Origin of the sequence: Pseudomonas fulva NBRC 16637 = DSM 17717, assembly GCF_000730565.1 — a bacterium.
Taxonomy (GTDB): Bacteria; Pseudomonadota; Gammaproteobacteria; order Pseudomonadales; family Pseudomonadaceae; genus Aquipseudomonas; species Aquipseudomonas fulva.
In genome coordinates this window covers 33,127-50,254 of the sequence record NZ_BBIQ01000004.1, presented here as the reverse complement: position 1 = coordinate 50,254, position 17,128 = coordinate 33,127, and the positions used below count along the sequence as shown (strand labels likewise).

At 61.9% G+C, this 17,128-nt stretch carries 16 protein-coding genes; 12 read left to right on the top strand and 4 right to left on the bottom strand.

Translation table 11 applies throughout. The features are described 5' to 3' along the window. The first annotated feature begins 41 nt into the window (after window positions 1-41). The 7 genes from PFU01S_RS05880 to PFU01S_RS05850 all read left to right on the top strand — a co-directional run bounded on the left by PFU01S_RS05880 (window position 42) and on the right by PFU01S_RS05850 (window position 6,627). Complete coding sequence (locus PFU01S_RS05880; protein ID WP_027914827.1) at window positions 42-875, top strand: alpha/beta fold hydrolase; 834 nt, start codon at window positions 42-44, stop codon at window positions 873-875. Continuing rightward, window positions 872-2,353, top strand: a complete 1,482-nt coding sequence (locus tag PFU01S_RS05875; protein WP_028686371.1) for an aldehyde dehydrogenase — start codon at window positions 872-874, stop codon at window positions 2,351-2,353. Before PFU01S_RS05880 ends, PFU01S_RS05875 begins: the two co-directional genes overlap by 4 nt. A 12-nt stretch (window positions 2,354-2,365) precedes the next feature. After that, window positions 2,366-2,851, top strand: coding sequence for a flavin reductase family protein (locus PFU01S_RS05870; RefSeq protein WP_027914825.1), 486 nt, complete (start codon window positions 2,366-2,368; stop codon window positions 2,849-2,851). A 75-nt stretch (window positions 2,852-2,926) separates the two neighbouring features. After that, on the top strand, window positions 2,927-3,316 hold the full coding sequence (locus tag PFU01S_RS05865) for a carboxymuconolactone decarboxylase family protein (protein ID WP_028686372.1): 390 nt from the start codon (window positions 2,927-2,929) through the stop codon (window positions 3,314-3,316). Window positions 3,317-3,407: 91 nt separating this feature from the next. Next, a complete protein-coding gene (locus PFU01S_RS05860) occupies window positions 3,408-4,160 on the top strand; it encodes a GntR family transcriptional regulator (protein ID WP_023535134.1) in 753 nt (250 codons plus the stop codon). Window positions 4,161-4,162: 2 nt separating this feature from the next. Beyond that, a complete protein-coding gene (locus tag PFU01S_RS05855) occupies window positions 4,163-4,726 on the top strand; it encodes an NUDIX hydrolase (protein ID WP_028686373.1) in 564 nt (187 codons plus the stop codon). 83 nt (window positions 4,727-4,809) lie between these two features. Continuing rightward, window positions 4,810-6,627 (top strand): ATP-binding protein, encoded by a 1,818-nt coding sequence (locus PFU01S_RS05850; RefSeq protein ID WP_028686374.1) that lies wholly within the window; start codon window positions 4,810-4,812, stop codon window positions 6,625-6,627. Between the two features lie 10 nt (window positions 6,628-6,637). On the opposite strand, the gene PFU01S_RS05845 is transcribed toward PFU01S_RS05850, so the two are convergent. Both PFU01S_RS05845 and PFU01S_RS05840 read right to left on the bottom strand, forming a co-directional pair. After that, on the bottom strand, window positions 6,638-8,821 hold the full coding sequence (locus PFU01S_RS05845; protein WP_028686375.1) for a response regulator: 2,184 nt from the start codon (window positions 8,819-8,821) through the stop codon (window positions 6,638-6,640). Window positions 8,822-8,957: 136 nt separating this feature from the next. Further along, window positions 8,958-9,662, bottom strand: a complete 705-nt coding sequence (locus PFU01S_RS05840; RefSeq protein WP_027914821.1) for an NUDIX hydrolase — start codon at window positions 9,660-9,662, stop codon at window positions 8,958-8,960. 138 nt (window positions 9,663-9,800) lie between these two features. Here PFU01S_RS05840 and PFU01S_RS05835 point away from each other — a divergent pair, with 138 nt between their 5' ends. The 3 genes from PFU01S_RS05835 (at window position 9,801) to trbK (ending at window position 11,992) form a co-directional block, all read left to right on the top strand. Beyond that, the gene (locus PFU01S_RS05835; protein ID WP_027914820.1) at window positions 9,801-10,451 is read left to right on the top strand and encodes an isochorismatase family protein; all 651 of its coding nucleotides are present in this window, start codon (window positions 9,801-9,803) and stop codon (window positions 10,449-10,451) included. Further along, on the top strand, window positions 10,448-11,650 hold the full coding sequence (gene pncB / locus PFU01S_RS05830) for a nicotinate phosphoribosyltransferase (protein WP_028686376.1): 1,203 nt from the start codon (window positions 10,448-10,450) through the stop codon (window positions 11,648-11,650). Before PFU01S_RS05835 ends, pncB begins: the two co-directional genes overlap by 4 nt. 96 nt (window positions 11,651-11,746) lie before the next feature. After that, the gene (trbK, locus tag PFU01S_RS05825; protein WP_023535077.1) at window positions 11,747-11,992 is read left to right on the top strand and encodes an entry exclusion lipoprotein TrbK; all 246 of its coding nucleotides are present in this window, start codon (window positions 11,747-11,749) and stop codon (window positions 11,990-11,992) included. Between the two features lie 152 nt (window positions 11,993-12,144). Here trbK and PFU01S_RS05820 read toward each other — a convergent pair whose 3' ends face one another. Continuing rightward, window positions 12,145-13,035, bottom strand: a complete 891-nt coding sequence (locus tag PFU01S_RS05820) for a LysR family transcriptional regulator (protein WP_027914818.1) — start codon at window positions 13,033-13,035, stop codon at window positions 12,145-12,147. 110 nt (window positions 13,036-13,145) lie between these two features. Here PFU01S_RS05820 and PFU01S_RS05815 point away from each other — a divergent pair, with 110 nt between their 5' ends. Together PFU01S_RS05815 and ppnN are read left to right on the top strand one after the other, a co-directional pair. Then, window positions 13,146-14,207 carry a YeiH family protein gene (locus tag PFU01S_RS05815; RefSeq protein WP_027914817.1) on the top strand — a complete coding sequence of 354 codons (1,062 nt, stop codon included), beginning with the start codon at window positions 13,146-13,148 and terminating at the stop codon, window positions 14,205-14,207. Window positions 14,208-14,339: 132 nt separating this feature from the next. After that, window positions 14,340-15,713, top strand: coding sequence for a nucleotide 5'-monophosphate nucleosidase PpnN (gene ppnN / locus PFU01S_RS05810; RefSeq protein ID WP_023535126.1), 1,374 nt, complete (start codon window positions 14,340-14,342; stop codon window positions 15,711-15,713). A 151-nt stretch (window positions 15,714-15,864) separates the two neighbouring features. Here ppnN and PFU01S_RS05805 read toward each other — a convergent pair whose 3' ends face one another. After that, window positions 15,865-17,013, bottom strand: a complete 1,149-nt coding sequence (locus PFU01S_RS05805) for a GGDEF domain-containing protein (RefSeq protein WP_028686377.1) — start codon at window positions 17,011-17,013, stop codon at window positions 15,865-15,867. Window positions 17,014-17,128: the final 115 nt, after the last annotated feature.

Here is a 17,128-nt window from a genome sequence, read left to right as displayed (position 1 = left end):
GCGATTCTTCCACCACGCCCGACCTCAAAGGAGCGCCCTCCATGATTCAGCCCGTCGCTGAACATACCCCCGCCGGCACCAGTTACCTGTCCGTCGGTCAGGGTCAACCCGTGGTACTCATTCACGGCGTGGGCCTGAACAAGGAAATGTGGGGCGGTCAGATCGTTGGCCTGGCCAACGACTACCGCGTCATCGCCTATGACATGCTCGGCCACGGCCAGAGCGCCTTGCCCCCGGCCGACGTCGGCCTCGAAGGTTATGCCGCCCAGTTGGCCGAGGTGCTCGATCACCTGCAACTGAGCCAAGCCATCGTCATCGGTTTCTCCATGGGCGGCCTGGTCGCACGTGCCTTCGCCCTGCACTACCCCCAGCGCATCGCTGCCCTGGTGGTGCTCAACAGCGTTTTCAACCGCAGCCCCGAACAGAGCGCCGGGGTCATCGCCCGTGCCGCTCAGGCAGCAGAGCTGGGCCCGGACGCCAATGTCGAGGCGGCACTGGACCGCTGGTTCAGCCGCGAGTACAAGGCGGCCAACCCGGCCCAGGTCGCTGCCATCCGTCAGGTGCTGGCCAGCAACGACCCACAGGGTTATCACACCACCTATTCGCTGTTTGCCACCCAGGACATGTACCGCGCAGGTGATCTGGGCAGCATTCAGGTGCCGACGCTGATCGCCACAGGTGAGCTCGATACCGGCTCTACGCCGGCCATGGCCCGCCAGCTTGCCGCCCGTATCCCGGGTGCGCACAGTGTGGTGCTGACCGAGCAGCGGCATATGATGCCGGTGGAGGCGCCGCGCGAAGTGAACAAGATGCTGCTGGACTTTCTCGCCAAAGCCCGCAGCCTGACCGAATCAGCCAAGGGGATTGTGGCATGACCCTCGTTCGTTTTCAGATGTGCATCGACGGCCAGTGGTGCGATGCACAAAGCGCCAAGACTTTCGACAGCCTGAACCCGGCCACCGCACAGCCCTGGGCACAGCTGCCGGACGCAGGCGAAGCCGATGTGGAGCTGGCGGTACAAGCCGCCCAGCGGGCATTCGAAAGCCAGGCCTGGCGGGCCATCACTGCCACGGCCCGTGGCAAGCTACTGCGCCGTCTCGGTGACCTGATCGCCGAGAACAAGGAACACCTGGCCCAGCTGGAAAGCCGTGACAACGGTAAGCTGATCCGCGAGACCCGTGGGCAGGTAGGTTACTTGCCAGAGTTCTTCCATTACACCGCAGGCCTGGCCGACAAGCTCGAAGGCGGCACGCTGCCGTTGGACAAGCCGGACCTGTTCGCCTACACCGTGCACGAGCCTATCGGTGTGGTTGCCGGGATCATCCCGTGGAACAGCCCGCTGTACCTGACGGCGATCAAACTGGCGCCGGCACTGGCCGCGGGCAATACCATCGTACTCAAGCCCTCCGAGCATGCCTCGGCGACGATTCTGGAGCTGGCGCGCCTGGCGTTGGAAGCCGGGTTTCCGGCTGGCGTTGTCAACGTGGTCACCGGCTACGGCCCGAGCACCGGCGCGGCGCTTACCCGTCACCCGCTGGTGCGCAAGATCGCCTTCACAGGCGGTGCGGCCACCGCTCGCCACGTGGTGCGCAGCAGCGCCGAGAACTTCGCCAAGCTGTCGCTGGAGCTGGGCGGCAAGTCGCCGAACATCATTTTTGCAGACGCCGACTTGGACAGCGCCATCAATGGTGCCGTGGCGGGGATCTATGCCGCGTCTGGACAGAGCTGCGTGGCCGGCTCGCGCCTGCTGGTGCAGGACGAAATCTTCGATGAATTCGTCAAGCGTCTGATCGAGCGTGCCCAGCGCATTCGCATTGGCAATCCCCAGGACGATGCCAGCGAGATGGGCCCTATGGCCACCGCTCAGCAATTGGCCGTGGTCGAGCAGCTGGTCGCCGCGGCCAAGGCCGAAGGCGCCAAGCTGCACCTGGGCGGTAAACGGGCCGAGGTCGATGGCGGTGGCTGGTTCTACGAGCCGACGCTGTTCGAATGCGACAGCAATTCGATGAGCATCATGCAGGAAGAGGTGTTTGGCCCGGTGGCGGCTGTCATCCGTTTCAAGACCGAGCAAGAGGCGCTGGCGATTGCCAACGATTCACAGTTCGGCCTGGCCGCTGGTATCTGGACCCGCGACCTGGGACGTGCCCACCGCCTGGCGCGCGACGTGCGCTCGGGGATCATCTGGGTCAATACCTACCGCGCCGTGTCTGCCATGGCGCCCATCGGTGGGTTCAAGAACAGCGGCTACGGACGCGAAAGTGGCATCGACTCCGTGCTGGCCTACACCGAACTGAAAACCGTGTGGATCAACCTGTCCACCGCCCCCATGCCCGACCCCTTCGTGATGCGCTAGGAGGTAATACCGATGATCGAACCCGGCATCTACAAAGACGTGATGGGCTCCTTCCCCTCCGGAGTGACGGTCGTCACCACCCTGGACGCCGAGGGTGGCATTGTCGGCATCACCGCCAGTGCCTTCAGCGCACTGTCGATCGACCCGGCGCTGGTGCTGTTCTGCCCTAACTACGCCTCCGACACCTACCCGATCCTGCGCGACAGCAAGCAGTTCGCCATTCACCTGCTGTCGGCAGGCCAGACGGCTGAAGCTTATGCCTTCGCGGGTAAAGGCAAGGACAAGGCCAAGGGCGTACAGTGGCACCTGAGCGCCTTGGGCAACCCGCTGCTGGACAATGCCACGGCGATCATTGAGTGCGAGCTGTGGCGAGAGTACGACGGCGGCGACCATGCCATCATTGTCGGTGCCGTGAAAAACCTGGTACTGCCCGCCGAGCCGATGACGCCCATGGTGTACCACAAAGGCAAGCTGGGCGCCCTGCCCCCATTGGGCTAAGGCCCGCCTCTTCCAGGGGCCGCGCTGGCGTCTCACCCTCGTTTGCGCCCCCTGTTCTATTTCGGAGTAGCGTGCATGAACAATGAAAAGTACGAAAAAGGCCTGCAGATACGCACCCAGGTCCTAGGCGAAGACTATGTGAACCGGTCAATCCAGAATGCCGACGCATTCACCCAGCCGTTGCAGGAACTGGTGACCGAGTACTGCTGGGGCCATGTCTGGGGCCGCGAAGGCTTGTCGCTCAAGGAGCGCAGCATGATAAACTTGGCCATGATTTCGGCACTCAACCGGCCACACGAGCTCAAGCTGCACATCCGCGGCGCCTTGCGCAACGGCCTGAGCCGCGAGCAAATACGCGAGATTCTGCTCCAGGTCGGCATTTATTGCGGCGTCCCGGCGGCGGTGGACAGTTTCCGCCTGGCCCGGGAAGCGTTCGCCGAGGCCGACGCGGAGTCCACCCGTTAACACCGGGCTGTTCGTACCCACGCAAGGAGCACCCAGGGCCGTGGTGCCCCGTTTCGGTCGTGGCCGGGCAGCCTTATTCAGAGCGCACTCGATGAAACGCCAGCCACTGGACGACAGCTTCAAGGTCAATCGCAACCCCGTTACCCTGCGCGAAATCGTGCTCGACAAACTGCGCGGCGCGATCATGAACTTCCACCTGCTCCCAGGCGATCGCCTGGTCGAGCGCGACCTGTGCGACCGCCTCGGCGTCAGCCGCACGTCCGTGCGTGAAGCCCTGCGCCACCTGGAATCCGAGGGCCTGGTGGAGTTCGCCGATGCCAAGGGCCCGCGTGTTGCGATCATCACCCTTGAAGATGCGCGCGACATCTATGAGTTGCGCTGCGTACTCGAGGGCCTGATCGTGCAGCTGTTCACGCTCAATGCCAAGGCCAAGGACATCCGCGCGCTGGAACGAGCCCTGGCCGTCAACCGTGAGGCGTTGGAGGAAGGTGAGCTGCAGCAGGTGCTCGAGTCGGTGCAAGGATTCTATGACGTGCTGCTGGAAGGTTCAGGCAACCAGGTTGCGGCGCAGCAGCTTCGTCAGTTGCAGGCGCGCATCAGTTACCTGCGTGCCACATCGGTATCCCAGGCCAACCGCCGCGGAGCCAGCAACCTGGAAATGGAAAAGATGGTCGAGGCCATCAAGAGCGGCGACCCGCTGGTAGCCCACCAGGCCTCGGTGGATCACGTGCGTGCCGCGGCCAAGGTTGCCCTGGATTACCTGCGCCAGAAACAAGACGACAATGCCAAGGTTCGCGATATCGTCGCCCCCCTGGCCCTCAAGGAACCTCGCATAGGCCGCTGATCATGCCCAGTGCTCCCCGCTACTGCCCCCATTGCACCACGACGCTGGCCCAGGGCACGCCTGCGGGAGACACCCATGAGCGGCTGCACTGCGCCAGCTGCGGCTACATCCATTACATCAACCCCAAGATCATTGCCGGTTGTATCATCGAGCGCGACGGTAAATACCTGCTGTGCCAGCGCGCCATCCCCCCTCGCCCCGGCACCTGGACGCTGCCGGCAGGCTTCATGGAAGCGGGCGAAACCACCGAGCAGGCGGCGCTGCGCGAGGTCTGGGAAGAAAGCGGCGTACGGGCAGAAATCGTCTGCCCCTACTCCATTTTCAGCGTGCCGAAGATCAGCGAGGTCTACATCATCTTCCGCGCCTTCGTCACCGAGGAAACGGGCCAGTTTGGCCCGGAAACCCTGGCCTATCGGTTTTTCGAGCCAGAGCAGATCCCGTGGGATGACATCTATTACCCCGCTATCCGGCAGATTCTCGAGCGATACATTCTCGAGCGTCAGGCCGGTGTCTACGGGATCTACACGGGCAACGATGACGTCGGCAAGGTGCATTTCATTCGCTGACTGGCCAAGCGCCATAAAACGCTCGCCAATCTTGCCTCAAGGGTGCACCCTAGAGCCCCCTGTTTCAATGATCGGCAGAGTAGATGGCGAAGTGGCTAGCAGGCGGCGGCGCGATGGCCGACCGTATTCTTGGGCATGACTGGGCGTGCACCTCGTTAGGTCCGCTGGAAAACTGGCCCGATACCCTCAAGACCACCTTGGCGCTGTGCCTGGGCTCGCACTTTCCACAGGCTGTGCTGTGGGGGCCCGATCTGCTGACCTTTCACAACGATGCCTTTCTTCCGATTCTAGGGCGCAAGCCGGTGGCGCTGGGAGTGCCGTTTGCAGAGGTCTGGCAGGAGGCATGGGACGATATCCGCTGCATGGCCGACAGGGCCTTCAAGGGCGAAGCGGTCTACATCCAAGACTTCCCCCTGGTCATCGACCGTAATAGCGGACCGGAGCGTGCCTACTTTACGTTCTGCTACAGCCCTATCCGTGACTTGCAGGGCAATGTGCTTGGAATGCTCGATACCGTTACCGAAACCACGGCGACCGTGCTCGCCAACCAACGGTTGGCGTTTCTGGACGAGCTCGGCCGGGCAGTGGCCCAAGCGGTTGATCCTCAGGAGATCATGGCGACGACCACCCGCCTGCTCGCCAATCACCTGGGGCTATCAGGTTGTACTTACGCGGTCATGCAATCCGACGATGATACCTTTACGGTCTGTGGCGAAGCGCTGACCGACGCAAGTCCCTCATTGATCGGAGAGCATCGCCTGCGAGATTTCGGCAAGCAGGCGAATGAACGACTGCGCAGCGGTCTGGCATTGACGCTCGATGATTGCAGGCAGGAACTTCCCGATTCTGAGGCGGCTGTGTTTGCAGCCCTCGGGATCGCCGCCACGTGCTGTGTGCCGCTGATAAAAGGCGGGCGGCTTACCGCCTTGATGGCGCTCAACAGCACGTCGGCGCACGCGTGGACCGAATATGAGCGGGCGTTGCTCGGTGATGTGACCGAACGCAGTTGGGCACATATCCAGCATGCCCAATCCACGGGCGAAACGCAGGCCGCCCTGCTGGCGCTCGAGGCGCTCAATACGAGCCTGGAGCAACACGTACGGACCCGCACTACGCAACTGCTGCACACCGAAGCGGAGCTGCGCCAGGCCCAGAAGCTTGAGGCCATCGGCCAGCTTACAGGTGGTGTGGCGCACGATTTCAACAACATATTGACCATCATTCATGCCTCGCTGCACTTCTTGCAGCGTCCAGGCCTGGACGACGACCGACGCATGCGCTATCTACGCACCATGGTCGAGACGGTCGAGCGCGGCTCCAAACTGACCGGCCAGCTGCTGGCATTTGCACGGCGCCAGGCCTTGAACCCGCAGGTGTTCGACGCAGTGGCGCGGCTGGCAGCCATGGCCGACCTGTTCGACACCGCAGCAGGCGCCAGCATTGACGTCGAGCTGGACTTGCCCGCTTCGCCGTGCCATGTGCGCGCCGACGTTAGCCAATTGGAAACGGCGGTCATCAACCTGATGCTCAACGCCCGCGATGCCATGGCTGCGGTGGGCGTCGTGCGCATACGTCTCGAAGCCCACCAGCACTTACCGGTAGGCCGCGATGAGGTCCCCGATCCGTGCGCGTATGCTGCCATTTCTGTAACCGACACGGGCGTTGGCATCAGTACGGAGCTCTTCGAGCGTATATTCGACCCCTTTTTCACCACCAAGCCTGCCGGGCAAGGCACTGGTCTGGGCTTGTCCCAGGTATTCGGTTTCGCTAAACAGTCCGGCGGGGATATCAAGGTCAACAGTGTTCAGGGCCAGGGGACTACCTTCACCCTCTACCTGCCGCAACAGTCGCCCGCCGCCTTGCTGGAGCAAGAGCAGATGTGCAGCCTGCAAAAAGGCTGATGCTGGCGTGTCAGCGTCGACTGAGGGAAGCCCCCGCCAGCAGGCGCGCCACACTCTGAGCGAGTTCGGCGCGTCGATAAGGCTTGCGCAGTACTTCGAAACCGCTTAGCTGGCGCGGCGTCAGGTTCGCATAGCCCGTAATGATCAGCACCGGCAGCTCGCTGTGATGCTGGCGCATTTGCTGGGCAAAGCGTACGCCAGTCATCTCGGGCATGACATGGTCGGTCACCAATACATCAGGCAGCCACCCCTTTTCCACCAGGCGCAGGGCGGCCACTGCACTTGGCGCCTCGGTCACCTCGTAGCCCAGGTCGCGCAATTGCAAGGCCGTTGCGTGACGCACGATTTCTTCGTCGTCCACCAGCAGTATCCGGCTCGGACGCTCGGCCACAGGCCCGTCGCAGGGCTCGATGTCACGGTGGGTGGGCAATGCGTCGCTGGCCGGCAACCATAGCGTCGCCTGAGTCCCTTGGCCTGGTATGGAATGAATCTCGAACCCACCGCCGGATTGAACCGCCAATCCTTGGACCATTGGTAAGCCCAAGCCAGTCCCCTTGCCCACCTCCTTGGTAGAAAAGAAAGGTTCGATGCACCGCCTGAGTTGTTCATCGTCCATGCCGCAGCCGTTGTCCCTGACCTGAATCCATACCAAACGTTTGCCCGCAAGGTCCTCGGGCGGCGCCAGGCAGTGGGTGTCATCACCGGCGATGATTTGCAGCTGGCCGGCGCCGCCGATGGCGTCGCGGGCATTGACCGCCAGATTCAATAGGGCCAACTCCAGTTGGTGCGGGTCGACCACGACGCAGGGTAATGACGGATTGATATTCACGTGCACGGCAATGGTGGGCCCGAGCGAGCGCGCCATCAACTCGTGCATGTCCTCGACCAGGGCTGCCAAGGACACAGGTTGCGGTTTGAGTGTCTGGCGGCGTGCGAAGCTGAGCAGGCGAGCGACCAGGTTGCGCGCACGTTCAGCTGCCTGCAGGCCACCGTCGATCAGCCGGGGCGCGCGATCGGTCTGCGGATGGCGGCGCAACAGCTCGAACGACCCAATGATCGGCGTGAGCATGTTATTCAGGTCGTGGGCGATACCACCGGTCAATTGCCCGATCATTTCCATCTTGTGGGCTTCGTGCAGTTGCATCATCACCGACTCGCGCTGGGCCAGCGCCGTGGCAACTCGCTCCTCAAGGCTCTGGTTGAGCAGATGCAACGCCTGTTCGGCGCGGGCGTGCAGGATTGCAGCCCACACTTGCTTGGCGGTCTCTTCCACAAGCTGGCAGTCCTCCTCGAAGCACCCTCGCGCATCACTGAAATGAACGGCCAACAAGGCCTCGAGTCGCCCCCCGCGCAGCACAGGGGCATGCAAGGTGGTGCTTATGCCCGCCAGACAAGGCTCGGGCTGTTCATAGCTATGTTGAACGGTCCTGCCGTCGCTCAATTGCTCATACAAGTCGGTACCGAACGTCAGGTACGAATGCGTGCCCACCAACGACGTCACGCCCTCGGTCCAGTCGTGACTGACCTTGAAGCCGACACCGTCGCCTTTGTCTTCACCGAAGCAGACCCTGGCCGCCCCCAACTCCTGCGCCAGGCGTTGAACCGCATAGGACTCGATGCGCGCAGCATCACCCAGCCCAGGCAATGTGCGGCTCAATTCCAGAAGAAACGCCTGGCGCTGGTGGAAGCGCACGCGGTCAGTGGTCTCTGTGACCAGGCACAAGACACCGCCAACGCTTGCATCAGCCTCGCGCACGGCAGAATACGACACATCGAAATACACCGTCTCACCGTGCCCACGGCGCTCGATATAAAAAGCGCGGTCCTTGGCCGAAAACGTCTGCCCGGTGTCACGCACACCGCGCAGCAACGGTTCGAGGTCATCCCACAGCTCGGCCCAATTCTCACGCGCCGGGCGCCCGAGGGCTTGCGGGTGCTTGTTGCCGATGGTGGGCGCATAGGCATCGTTGTACAGCGCGACATAGTCCGGGCCCCAGAACAGCACGACCTGGGTCTGCGCTGGCAGGAGCGTGGCCATCGCGGCCTGAAGGTGCGGGGACCAGCCATGTGGCGTCCCAAGTGGAGAATCCTGCCAGTTCATCGTTTGAAGCAGACGGCCGATCTCACCGCCATTGAGCAGGAAGCTCAGCGGTGTGGAGGTGTCATCGATCAGAGAGGTTTGGAGCGATCTCATGTCAGGGGAATCCGCGGCACAGGCCATCCATCTCTGGATAAGAGGCATTGACTCGCGGTTCGTTCCACTGAGATTGATCAGTCGTTCAATGTCGGCACTGGCCCTACCTCGCGCGGCCAGTCTGCCGGGTCGATGCTCAACTGCCCTCCGGCAGCAAGCTACGGTCGAACATGAACGGCCCCTGCCCTTGCGCGGTGTACTGGTACAGTTGCTGCGGGCGCCCCATGGGTGGTTGATTCTTTTCGCCTGTGTCCTTGACCCAGCCCAGCACGCGCAAGCGCTCCAGGCGCTTGCGCAGCGATGTCGCGTTCACAGGCTGGCCCAGGCAGGCTTGCATGGCCCCCAGCGCATCGAGGACGGTGAACCGGGTGTCGAGCAGGTACAACGGCAAACTGCTGTAGACGGACTTGGCCGCGAGCCGCTCATGGGCTCGGCGCGCCAGCAGGTTGTGATCGAATGGCAGCAGCACCCTGCGTTCCACCACGTCGGCGAGGTCGAAAAAGGCCAGCTGCTCATTCTCGACTTCCTGGCAGGCGGGCAACAGCGCCAGGTAACAGGTGCTCAACGACCAGCCCCGTGGATCGCGAAAGGCATTGCCTTCGGTAACGACTTGCTCCAGATAGTGCGGCTGGACGCGCGCTTTCTCGCTCAAGGCGCGGTGGGCAGCGCTCTCAAGGCTGGTATCAGGGGTGCGCCCATTGATGATCACACCGGGTAGTGCCCATTGACCATGGTGCGGTTCTCGCTCACGGCGATGCAGAAGCACCTGCAGGTGCTCACTGCCAGGCGGCAGGCGCAGCGCGACGATGTCGACGCTTGCCAGGACTTCAGCTGTACTCACTCGTAACTCCTTGACTGAAGCTTTTTATAGTTCACTAGAGCGAATAAGTAAATCGGCATCATGCACCCTATTGACGGACACTTGACATACATAGTTCACCAGATGGATTATGTAGCCATTCCAGCGAGGAGAGCCACCATGAAAATCGCCAGCTTCGATGTCGACGCACAACTAGGCTTCACGTGCCATGCGCCTCAGGAACTCCCAGTCCCCGACGGTCACGAAATCGCACCCGACCTCAACGCCATGGCACAGCGGGCCGACCTGCGGCTGGGCAGCAAGGACGCGCATCCCGCCAATGCCGCATGGGTGGTGGCCGACGCCACGCAGATGCTGCAGCCGCTGACACTTGCCAATGCGGACCTCACCTGGGTCAGCCACTGCATCCCTGGTACCCCCGGTTTCGAGCTGCTGCCGGGCCTCCCTGCCCCCATCGAGTACGACTACTTTGTGTGGAAAGGCGTGGAGCCCGACCTGCATCCCTATGGCGCCTGCTATCACGACCTGGCCGAACGCCGCTCCACGGGTGTTATCGAATACCTCAAGGTGCATCAGGTGGGTGCCGTGATCGTAGGCGGCCTGGCGCTCGACTACTGCGTGCGCACCACTGCCCGGCAACTGCGTCAGGCCGGGTTCGAGGTGCTGCTGTACCTACCGGCTTGCCGTGCCCTGACCCAGGCCGGCGCGATAGAGGCCTGCGGCGCCCTGGCTGGCGAAGGTGTGAAGCTGTGCGGCGACGAGTCGGCCCTCGACCATCAACTGGCCCTGATCAAGGAGCAAGCAGCATGAGTGACAGCGTATTTGGCCCACGGATCGTTCAGAACCTGCTGGACACCGACTTCTACAAGATCACCATGATGCAGGCGGTGCTGCACAACTATCCCAATGCGGAGGTGGAGTGGGAGTTTCGCTGCCGCAACGGTGAGAACCTGGCCCCGTATCTTGCAGAAATCCGCTACCAGGTCGAGCAACTCGCCGAAGTCACGGTCACCCAGGACCAGCTTGCTTACCTTGAGAAGATCGCCTTCATCAAGCCTGACTTCATCCGCTTCCTGAGCCTGTTCCGCTTCAACCTGCGCTACGTGCATGTTGGCCTCGACGACGCCGGCCAGTTGGCGATACGCGTGCGCGGCCCCTGGCTGCACGTCATTCTGTACGAAATCCCGTTGCTGGCGATCATCAGCGAGGTTCGCAACCGCTACCGCTACCGTGAAGTGGTGATCGAACAGGTACGCGAACAGTTGTACCGCAACCTCGACTGGCTCAGGGCCGAGGCCAGCAGTGAAGAATTGGCAGGCTTTCAGCTAGCGGATTTCGGCACTCGCCGACGCTTCTCCTACCGGGTGCAGGAAGAGGTGGTGCACATCCTCAAGCGCGACTTCCCAGGCCGCTTCGTCGGCACCAGCAACGTGCACCTGGCGCGGGAGTACGAGCTGCGGCCGATTGGTACCATGGCGCACGAGTGGTTCATGGCCCACCAGCAGCTGGGCCCTCGCCTCGTGGACAGCCAGGCGGCAGCCCTGGAGTGCTGGGTGCGCGAGTACCGCGGCCTGCTGGGTATCGCCCTTACCGACTGCATCACCATGGATGCCTTCCTTGGCGACTTCGACCTCTATTTCGCCAAGCTCTTCGATGGCCTGCGCCATGACTCGGGCGACCCGCTTGCCTGGGCGGAGAAAGCCATCGCGCACTACCACCGGCTGGGCATCGACCCTAAGACCAAGACCCTGATCTTCTCCGACGGCCTGGACATGCCGAAAGCGCTTGAGCTTTACCGCGCATTGCATGAGCGCATCAACGTGAGCTTTGGCATCGGGACGCGCCTGACCTGCGACATCCCAGGGGTCGAGCCGATGAACATGGTGATCAAGATGACAGCCTGCAACGGTGCGCCGGTAGCCAAGATTTCGGACAGCCCTGGGAAAACACAGTGCCGGGATGAAAATTTCGTGGCCTATTTGAAGCATGTGTTCAACGTAGGCGCGTGACTTTCTGCAGGTGGCATTGCAAGGCCTGGGTCCGTATCATGCCTTCCGGTTCAACACTCAACTCCACTTTCAGCGCACCAGGAGAACGATCGCGATATGGACATCAAATTGGCAAAGCTGGTCACGGCAATGGGCTTGGCAGCCTTGCTCGCAGGCTGCAGCGAGGAAACGGTGCCCGAGCCTACCGCTGACAACTGTACCCCGCAGATGCAGGAGAAAATTCTGGCGGATTTGTCCAAAGAGGCCAATCGCAATACCTTTACCGCCAACTGCAACAGCTTTCTCCAAGCGCGCAAGCACACCGACTGGACCTTCAAGAAGAGCCCGAAAGACGATTTCTGATGAAGTACTGGCGGCCCTGGCAGCACACGTGCGGCGTGGCCGCCGGGCCGCTGGCCCTGATCACCGGCGAGTTATTGCCTGGCTTCGCTCTACGCCAGCGAGCACGGTCAGCCTCAGTTCAACGGCCAGTATCGTCGTAACTCGCCGCGTCGCTAGGCCGAAGCGCCGAGGAAAGCCACACACAGATCGTGAAAGCGGGCAGCCGCTCGAGAGGGTGAGCCTGCGTGGGGCAGCACTATCGAGAACCGACGAGTCAGTGAACGCGGCCCCACCCGGACCTTGCGCAAGACCGTATTTTCATGACGAATCGACAGGGCGGACACGAAGCCTACGCCCATACCTGCGCGCACTGCTTCCTTCACCCCCTCTACGCCAGCAATCTCCAGGCCGATCTTCATCGGCAGTTGATTGTTGGCAAATGCTTGCTCGACGACCTGGCGCACGCCCGAACCCTGCTCACGGAGCACTAATGGGAAGCCTGCCACGTCCTTCAAGGAGCGAGGTTCGGCGCCAGCCAAGGGGTGTGCGACCGGGACGATGGCGACGATTTCGTCCTCAAGCCACTCCGTCACGCCAGTGCCCACGGGCAGGTCTCGCCCCGGTGGCCCTTCTATCAACGCCAAATCCACGCTACCCAGAGCACCGACGATTTCGGCGGTGTTGCCCTGTACGGTGGTAATCGCTACCTGCGGGTAGAGTGTCTTGAACTGGGCGATCAGGTACGGGAGCAGGTAGCTTGCAGGCGTAGTGCTGGCACCGATCCGCAATGTGCCTCGTTGAAGGCCGCGCATTGCTTCGCGAAGTAACCGGGCCTGATCGAATGTATCGCGCAGCCGAGTCGCATGCGCCAGGAGCTGTTCGCCTGCTGCCGTGAGGCGCACCCCGCGCCCGGCCCGATGATAAAGAGGCTCACCGAACGCTTCCTGCAGGAGTTTGAGCTGGCCAGACACCGCCGGCTGCGACAGATGCAGGGCCACTGCTGCATGGCTGATGTTGCCATGTTCGGCGACGACGGCGAAGGTTATAAGCTGTTCAGGGGTCATTCCGCAAAACTATCAGCTAAATGGATACTCTGCATTCCAGATTACGATTTTTCATAAGCTTATAACCAAATTATTGTGGTGCTCATTGATTCCGCTCGCTGGAGAATCCCATGACACCCGCCCCTAGTACGCCCCCTGACGCACCTGTCGCGCACCGCTGCGCAGTGCTCAAGGGCGTGATTTTCGTTACGGTTCTCGCCCTTGGCGTCAGCCAGGTGGCTGCCCTGCCCCTTTTTGTCCAACTTGGCCTCAGCCCGTTGATCCTTGGCATTATTGCCGGGGCGTTCTGCGGCAATGTGCTGGAAGATCGCCTGCCGGCCGGCTATGGCCCGGGCATACACTTCTGCGCCCGGGCCCTGCTCCGTGTAGCCGTGGCCTTGTTCGGCCTGCGGATCAGCCTGCAGGAAATTGCACACGTTGGCTGGCCTGGCTTGGTGATCTCGCTGCTGGTGATCAGCAGCACATTGGCGATAGGCGTGTGGTGCGGCATGAAACTGCTCGGGCTTGACCGGGAGACGGCCCTGCTTACGGCTGCGGGCAGCGCCATCTGCGGGGCTGCGGCCGTTTTGGCTTTTGAATCGACGCTGCGCAGCGCGCCGCATAAAAGTGCGGTGGCCGTGGGCAGCGTGGTGCTGTTCGGCACGGCGTCGATGTTTTTCTATCCCTTTTTGATTCAGGCCGGCTGGCTGCACCTGGATGCCCAGACCGCTGGGCTTTGGCTGGGTGGCACGCTCCATGAAGTGGCTCAAGTAGTAGGCGCCGCCAGTACCCTTGGCCCTGACGCCAGCCATGTAGCAACCATCGTGAAAATGACGCGCGTGATGCTGCTGGTGCCCGTCCTGTTACTGGTTGGCTTGTGGATCAGCCGTACCCCACGGGCTGGCGTGGTGCCCGGCAAGGGTCGGCTCTCGGTGCCTTGGTTTGCTTTTGGGTTTCTGGCACTGGTGGCGATCAATTCCCTTCAGATTCTACCTTCCAACCTGCGCGAGGCCGTCAACGGCCTGGACACCTTCGCATTGACCATGGCCATGACGGCACTGGGCATGGAAACTCGGTTCGAGCAGATACGCCATGCTGGGCCTCGCGTGCTGGCGACTGGGGCGATTCTGAACATGTGGTTATTTGGGGGTGGCTTGGCCATTACCCTCGCCGTGCAACGGCTGGTGGGCTGATTGTTTGCCAATGCGCGCAGCTGGAGCGGCCATGAAGTACCGGGCTTTTTTTGCAGGCCTCTCGTTGCCGCTTCCATTTCTCGGTATGGTGTGGTGAAAGAAGGATGTTTTACCCGCACAGGAAAGACTTAGATGCCCCAACGCCATGTCATCAATGCATCCGTCAGCCCCAAGGGCAGCCTAGAAACGCTGTCCCAACGTGAAGTACAGCAACTGAGCGAAGCCGGCTCCGGCAGTCTCTACACCCTATTCCGCCAGTGCGCCCTGGCCATCCTCAACACCGGCGCCCATGTCGACAATGCCAAGACCATCCTCGAGGCCTATCAGGATTTCGAAGTACGCATCCATCAGCAGGACCGAGGCGTTCGCCTTGAACTGCTCAATGCCCCAGCGGACGCCTTCGTCGATGGCGAAATGATCGCCAGCACCCGGGAGATGCTGTTCAGCGCCTTGCGCGATATCGTGTATACCGAAAGCGAGCTGGCCAGCCAGCGCATCGACCTGGAAAGCTCTCAAGGCATCACCGACTACGTGTTCCACTTGCTGCGCAACGCCCGCACCTTGCGCCCTGGCGTCGAGCCGAAGATGGTGGTGTGCTGGGGCGGTCACTCGATCAGCACCGAGGAATACCAGTACACCAAGAAGGTGGGCCATGAACTGGGCCTGCGTAAACTGGACGTGTGCACCGGTTGCGGCCCGGGCGTCATGAAAGGCCCGATGAAAGGTGCAACCATTGCCCATGCCAAACAGCGCATGCAAGGCAGCCGCTACCTGGGCCTGACGGAGCCAGGCATCATCGCTGCCGAGGCGCCCAACCCGATCGTCAACGAACTGGTGATCCTCCCAGACATCGAGAAGCGCCTGGAGGCGTTCGTGCGGGTCGGCCACGGCATCATCATCTTCCCGGGTGGTGCAGGCACGGCAGAAGAGTTTCTGTACCTGCTGGGGATCCTGATGCATCCGGATAACCAGGATGTGCCCTTCCCGGTCGTGCTGACGGGCCCGCGCAGTGCAGAGCCCTACTTGCAGCAGTTGCATGCATTCGTCGGCGCGACGCTCGGCGAGGCAGCGCATCGGTTGTACGAGATCATCATTGACGACCCGGCTGAAGTGGCGCGCCACATGGTCGAGGGGCTCAAACAGGTCAAGCAGTTCCGTCGCGAGCGCAACGATGCGTTTCATTTCAACTGGTTGCTGCGGATCGAAGAGAGCTTCCAGCGCCCCTTCGACCCCACTCACCAGGCCATGGCTGACCTGGATTTGCGTCGCGAGTTGCCACCCCATGAGCTGGCAGCCAATTTGCGCCGGGCGTTTTCCGGCATTGTGGCGGGTAACGTGAAGGACAAGGGCATCCGCCTGATCGAAGAGCATGGGCCCTATCAGATTCGCGGTGACAGTGCTGTGTTGGATCCGCTGGGGCGTTTGTTGCAAGCCTTCGTTGACCAGCATCGGATGAAGTTGCCGGGCGGGGCGGCTTATGTGCCTTGCTATCAGGTGGTGACGTGACCCACGGTTCGCAGCGAGGCACCTAGCGGCCTCCGTTGAGCGGCCTTGCCGGGGCCGCTCTGCGGCCCATCACGCGGGCAGCGAGACCTACAGGGCTGTACCGGTACGCCCACGGCGCACTTAGTTCAGGCCGGCAACGCTAATACGTCACTCAAGAAAACCCACCACTGGCGACCTGCCGTTCTACGAATCGAATGCTATTCCGCCCTGCGCGCTTGGACGCGTACAGCGCCGCATCCCCTTGCTCGATCAACGCCGCCAGACTCGCTGGCGCCTGGTCAAACACATTCACCCCAATGCTCAACGTCACCGCTGCAGGTGTCGGTACCGCCCCACCGGCGTAGGCCTGAAACTGCTCCCGCAAACCCTTGGCCAACACCAGGACGCCTTCACGGCTCGCCCCACTGAGCAAAATCACGAACTCATCCCCGCCTAACCGCGCGGCCAAAGAGCGCTCTGGTAACACCGTACGAATCATTTCACTCAACGCCACCAGCAACCTGTCCCCTGCCGCATGCCCATGCAGGTCATTGACCAGCTTGAAGTTGTCGATATCGATCAACAACAACGCCGCAGGCCGTACATTGCTGACCTCCTTGAAGAAAGGCCCCGCACGCACTTCCAGGGCACGCCGGTTGTACAGCGCAGTCAGCGGATCCCGTGCTGCCAGCCGAGCGATACGTTCTTCGCGACGGTAACGAACCGTGCCTGTCATCGACAAGGCGATCATCATGATCGCCATGGCGCCTTCCACCAGGGACACCTGGATGATCAACCCTCCGAAACTGGCTAGGTCAATCAACGTGCCCGGCGCAATCGCAATGATCGCCTTGATCACGTAGAACAACCCGTGCACCAGAAGCACATACCGCAACTGGACTGCACCTACGCTCAGCGATTGCCCATGGGGCTGGAGCAGGCTACTGGCCTTGAGGGTCTGGGCGGCAACCAGCAGCGAGTTGGCCATCAGCATGACTTTCGACCACTCCGGGCCTGCAGGCAGCAATAACAGGGCGAACCAGATCAGCACGATCACCAGCCAGGCGCGCGAAATTCGGTCTTGGGTGAAGCGCAGCACGCCTAGCAGGAAAAGCCCATGGGCCACGACCAGCAGGCCATTCGCAAACCAGATGCCGATGAATAAAAGGCCAACGCCTCGCAGCAGCGCCAGCGTGCAACCGACGGTGATGGTCGCAAAACCGGCGCTCCAGTAAAGCAGCGATGACTCGCGGACACTGCGCCACTCTATCGCCAGGTAAAGCGCAGCCGCTGCCGCCAGGGCTATGGAAATGGTGAGCATGGTAGGTGGGTCTAGCGCCATGGCAGGTGTAGCCTATCGAAGTGGTTCGTAAAGGCGGCGATTGTATGCGCTCGCGCAGGATTTTCAGAGCAGTTGACGACCGCGTGCGCCAGAC

Bases quoted from the DNA above. Each gene is read 5' to 3' on its own strand.
- PFU01S_RS05880 (WP_027914827.1), top strand. From the start codon at position 42: ATGATTCAGCCCGTCGCTGAACATACCCCCGCCGGCACCAGTTACCTG.
- PFU01S_RS05875 (WP_028686371.1), top strand. From the start codon at position 872: ATGACCCTCGTTCGTTTTCAGATGTGCATCGACGGCCAGTGGTGCGAT.
- PFU01S_RS05870 (WP_027914825.1), top strand. From the start codon at position 2,366: ATGATCGAACCCGGCATCTACAAAGACGTGATGGGCTCCTTCCCCTCC.
- PFU01S_RS05865 (WP_028686372.1), top strand. From the start codon at position 2,927: ATGAACAATGAAAAGTACGAAAAAGGCCTGCAGATACGCACCCAGGTC.
- PFU01S_RS05860 (WP_023535134.1), top strand. From the start codon at position 3,408: ATGAAACGCCAGCCACTGGACGACAGCTTCAAGGTCAATCGCAACCCC.
- PFU01S_RS05855 (WP_028686373.1), top strand. From the start codon at position 4,163: ATGCCCAGTGCTCCCCGCTACTGCCCCCATTGCACCACGACGCTGGCC.
- PFU01S_RS05850 (WP_028686374.1), top strand. From the start codon at position 4,810: ATGGCGAAGTGGCTAGCAGGCGGCGGCGCGATGGCCGACCGTATTCTT.
- PFU01S_RS05845 (WP_028686375.1), bottom strand. From the start codon at position 8,821: ATGAGATCGCTCCAAACCTCTCTGATCGATGACACCTCCACACCGCTG.
- PFU01S_RS05835 (WP_027914820.1), top strand. From the start codon at position 9,801: ATGAAAATCGCCAGCTTCGATGTCGACGCACAACTAGGCTTCACGTGC.
- pncB (WP_028686376.1), top strand. From the start codon at position 10,448: ATGAGTGACAGCGTATTTGGCCCACGGATCGTTCAGAACCTGCTGGAC.
- trbK (WP_023535077.1), top strand. From the start codon at position 11,747: ATGGACATCAAATTGGCAAAGCTGGTCACGGCAATGGGCTTGGCAGCC.
- PFU01S_RS05820 (WP_027914818.1), bottom strand. From the start codon at position 13,035: ATGACCCCTGAACAGCTTATAACCTTCGCCGTCGTCGCCGAACATGGC.
- PFU01S_RS05815 (WP_027914817.1), top strand. From the start codon at position 13,146: ATGACACCCGCCCCTAGTACGCCCCCTGACGCACCTGTCGCGCACCGC.
- ppnN (WP_023535126.1), top strand. From the start codon at position 14,340: ATGCCCCAACGCCATGTCATCAATGCATCCGTCAGCCCCAAGGGCAGC.
- PFU01S_RS05805 (WP_028686377.1), bottom strand. From the start codon at position 17,013: ATGCTCACCATTTCCATAGCCCTGGCGGCAGCGGCTGCGCTTTACCTG.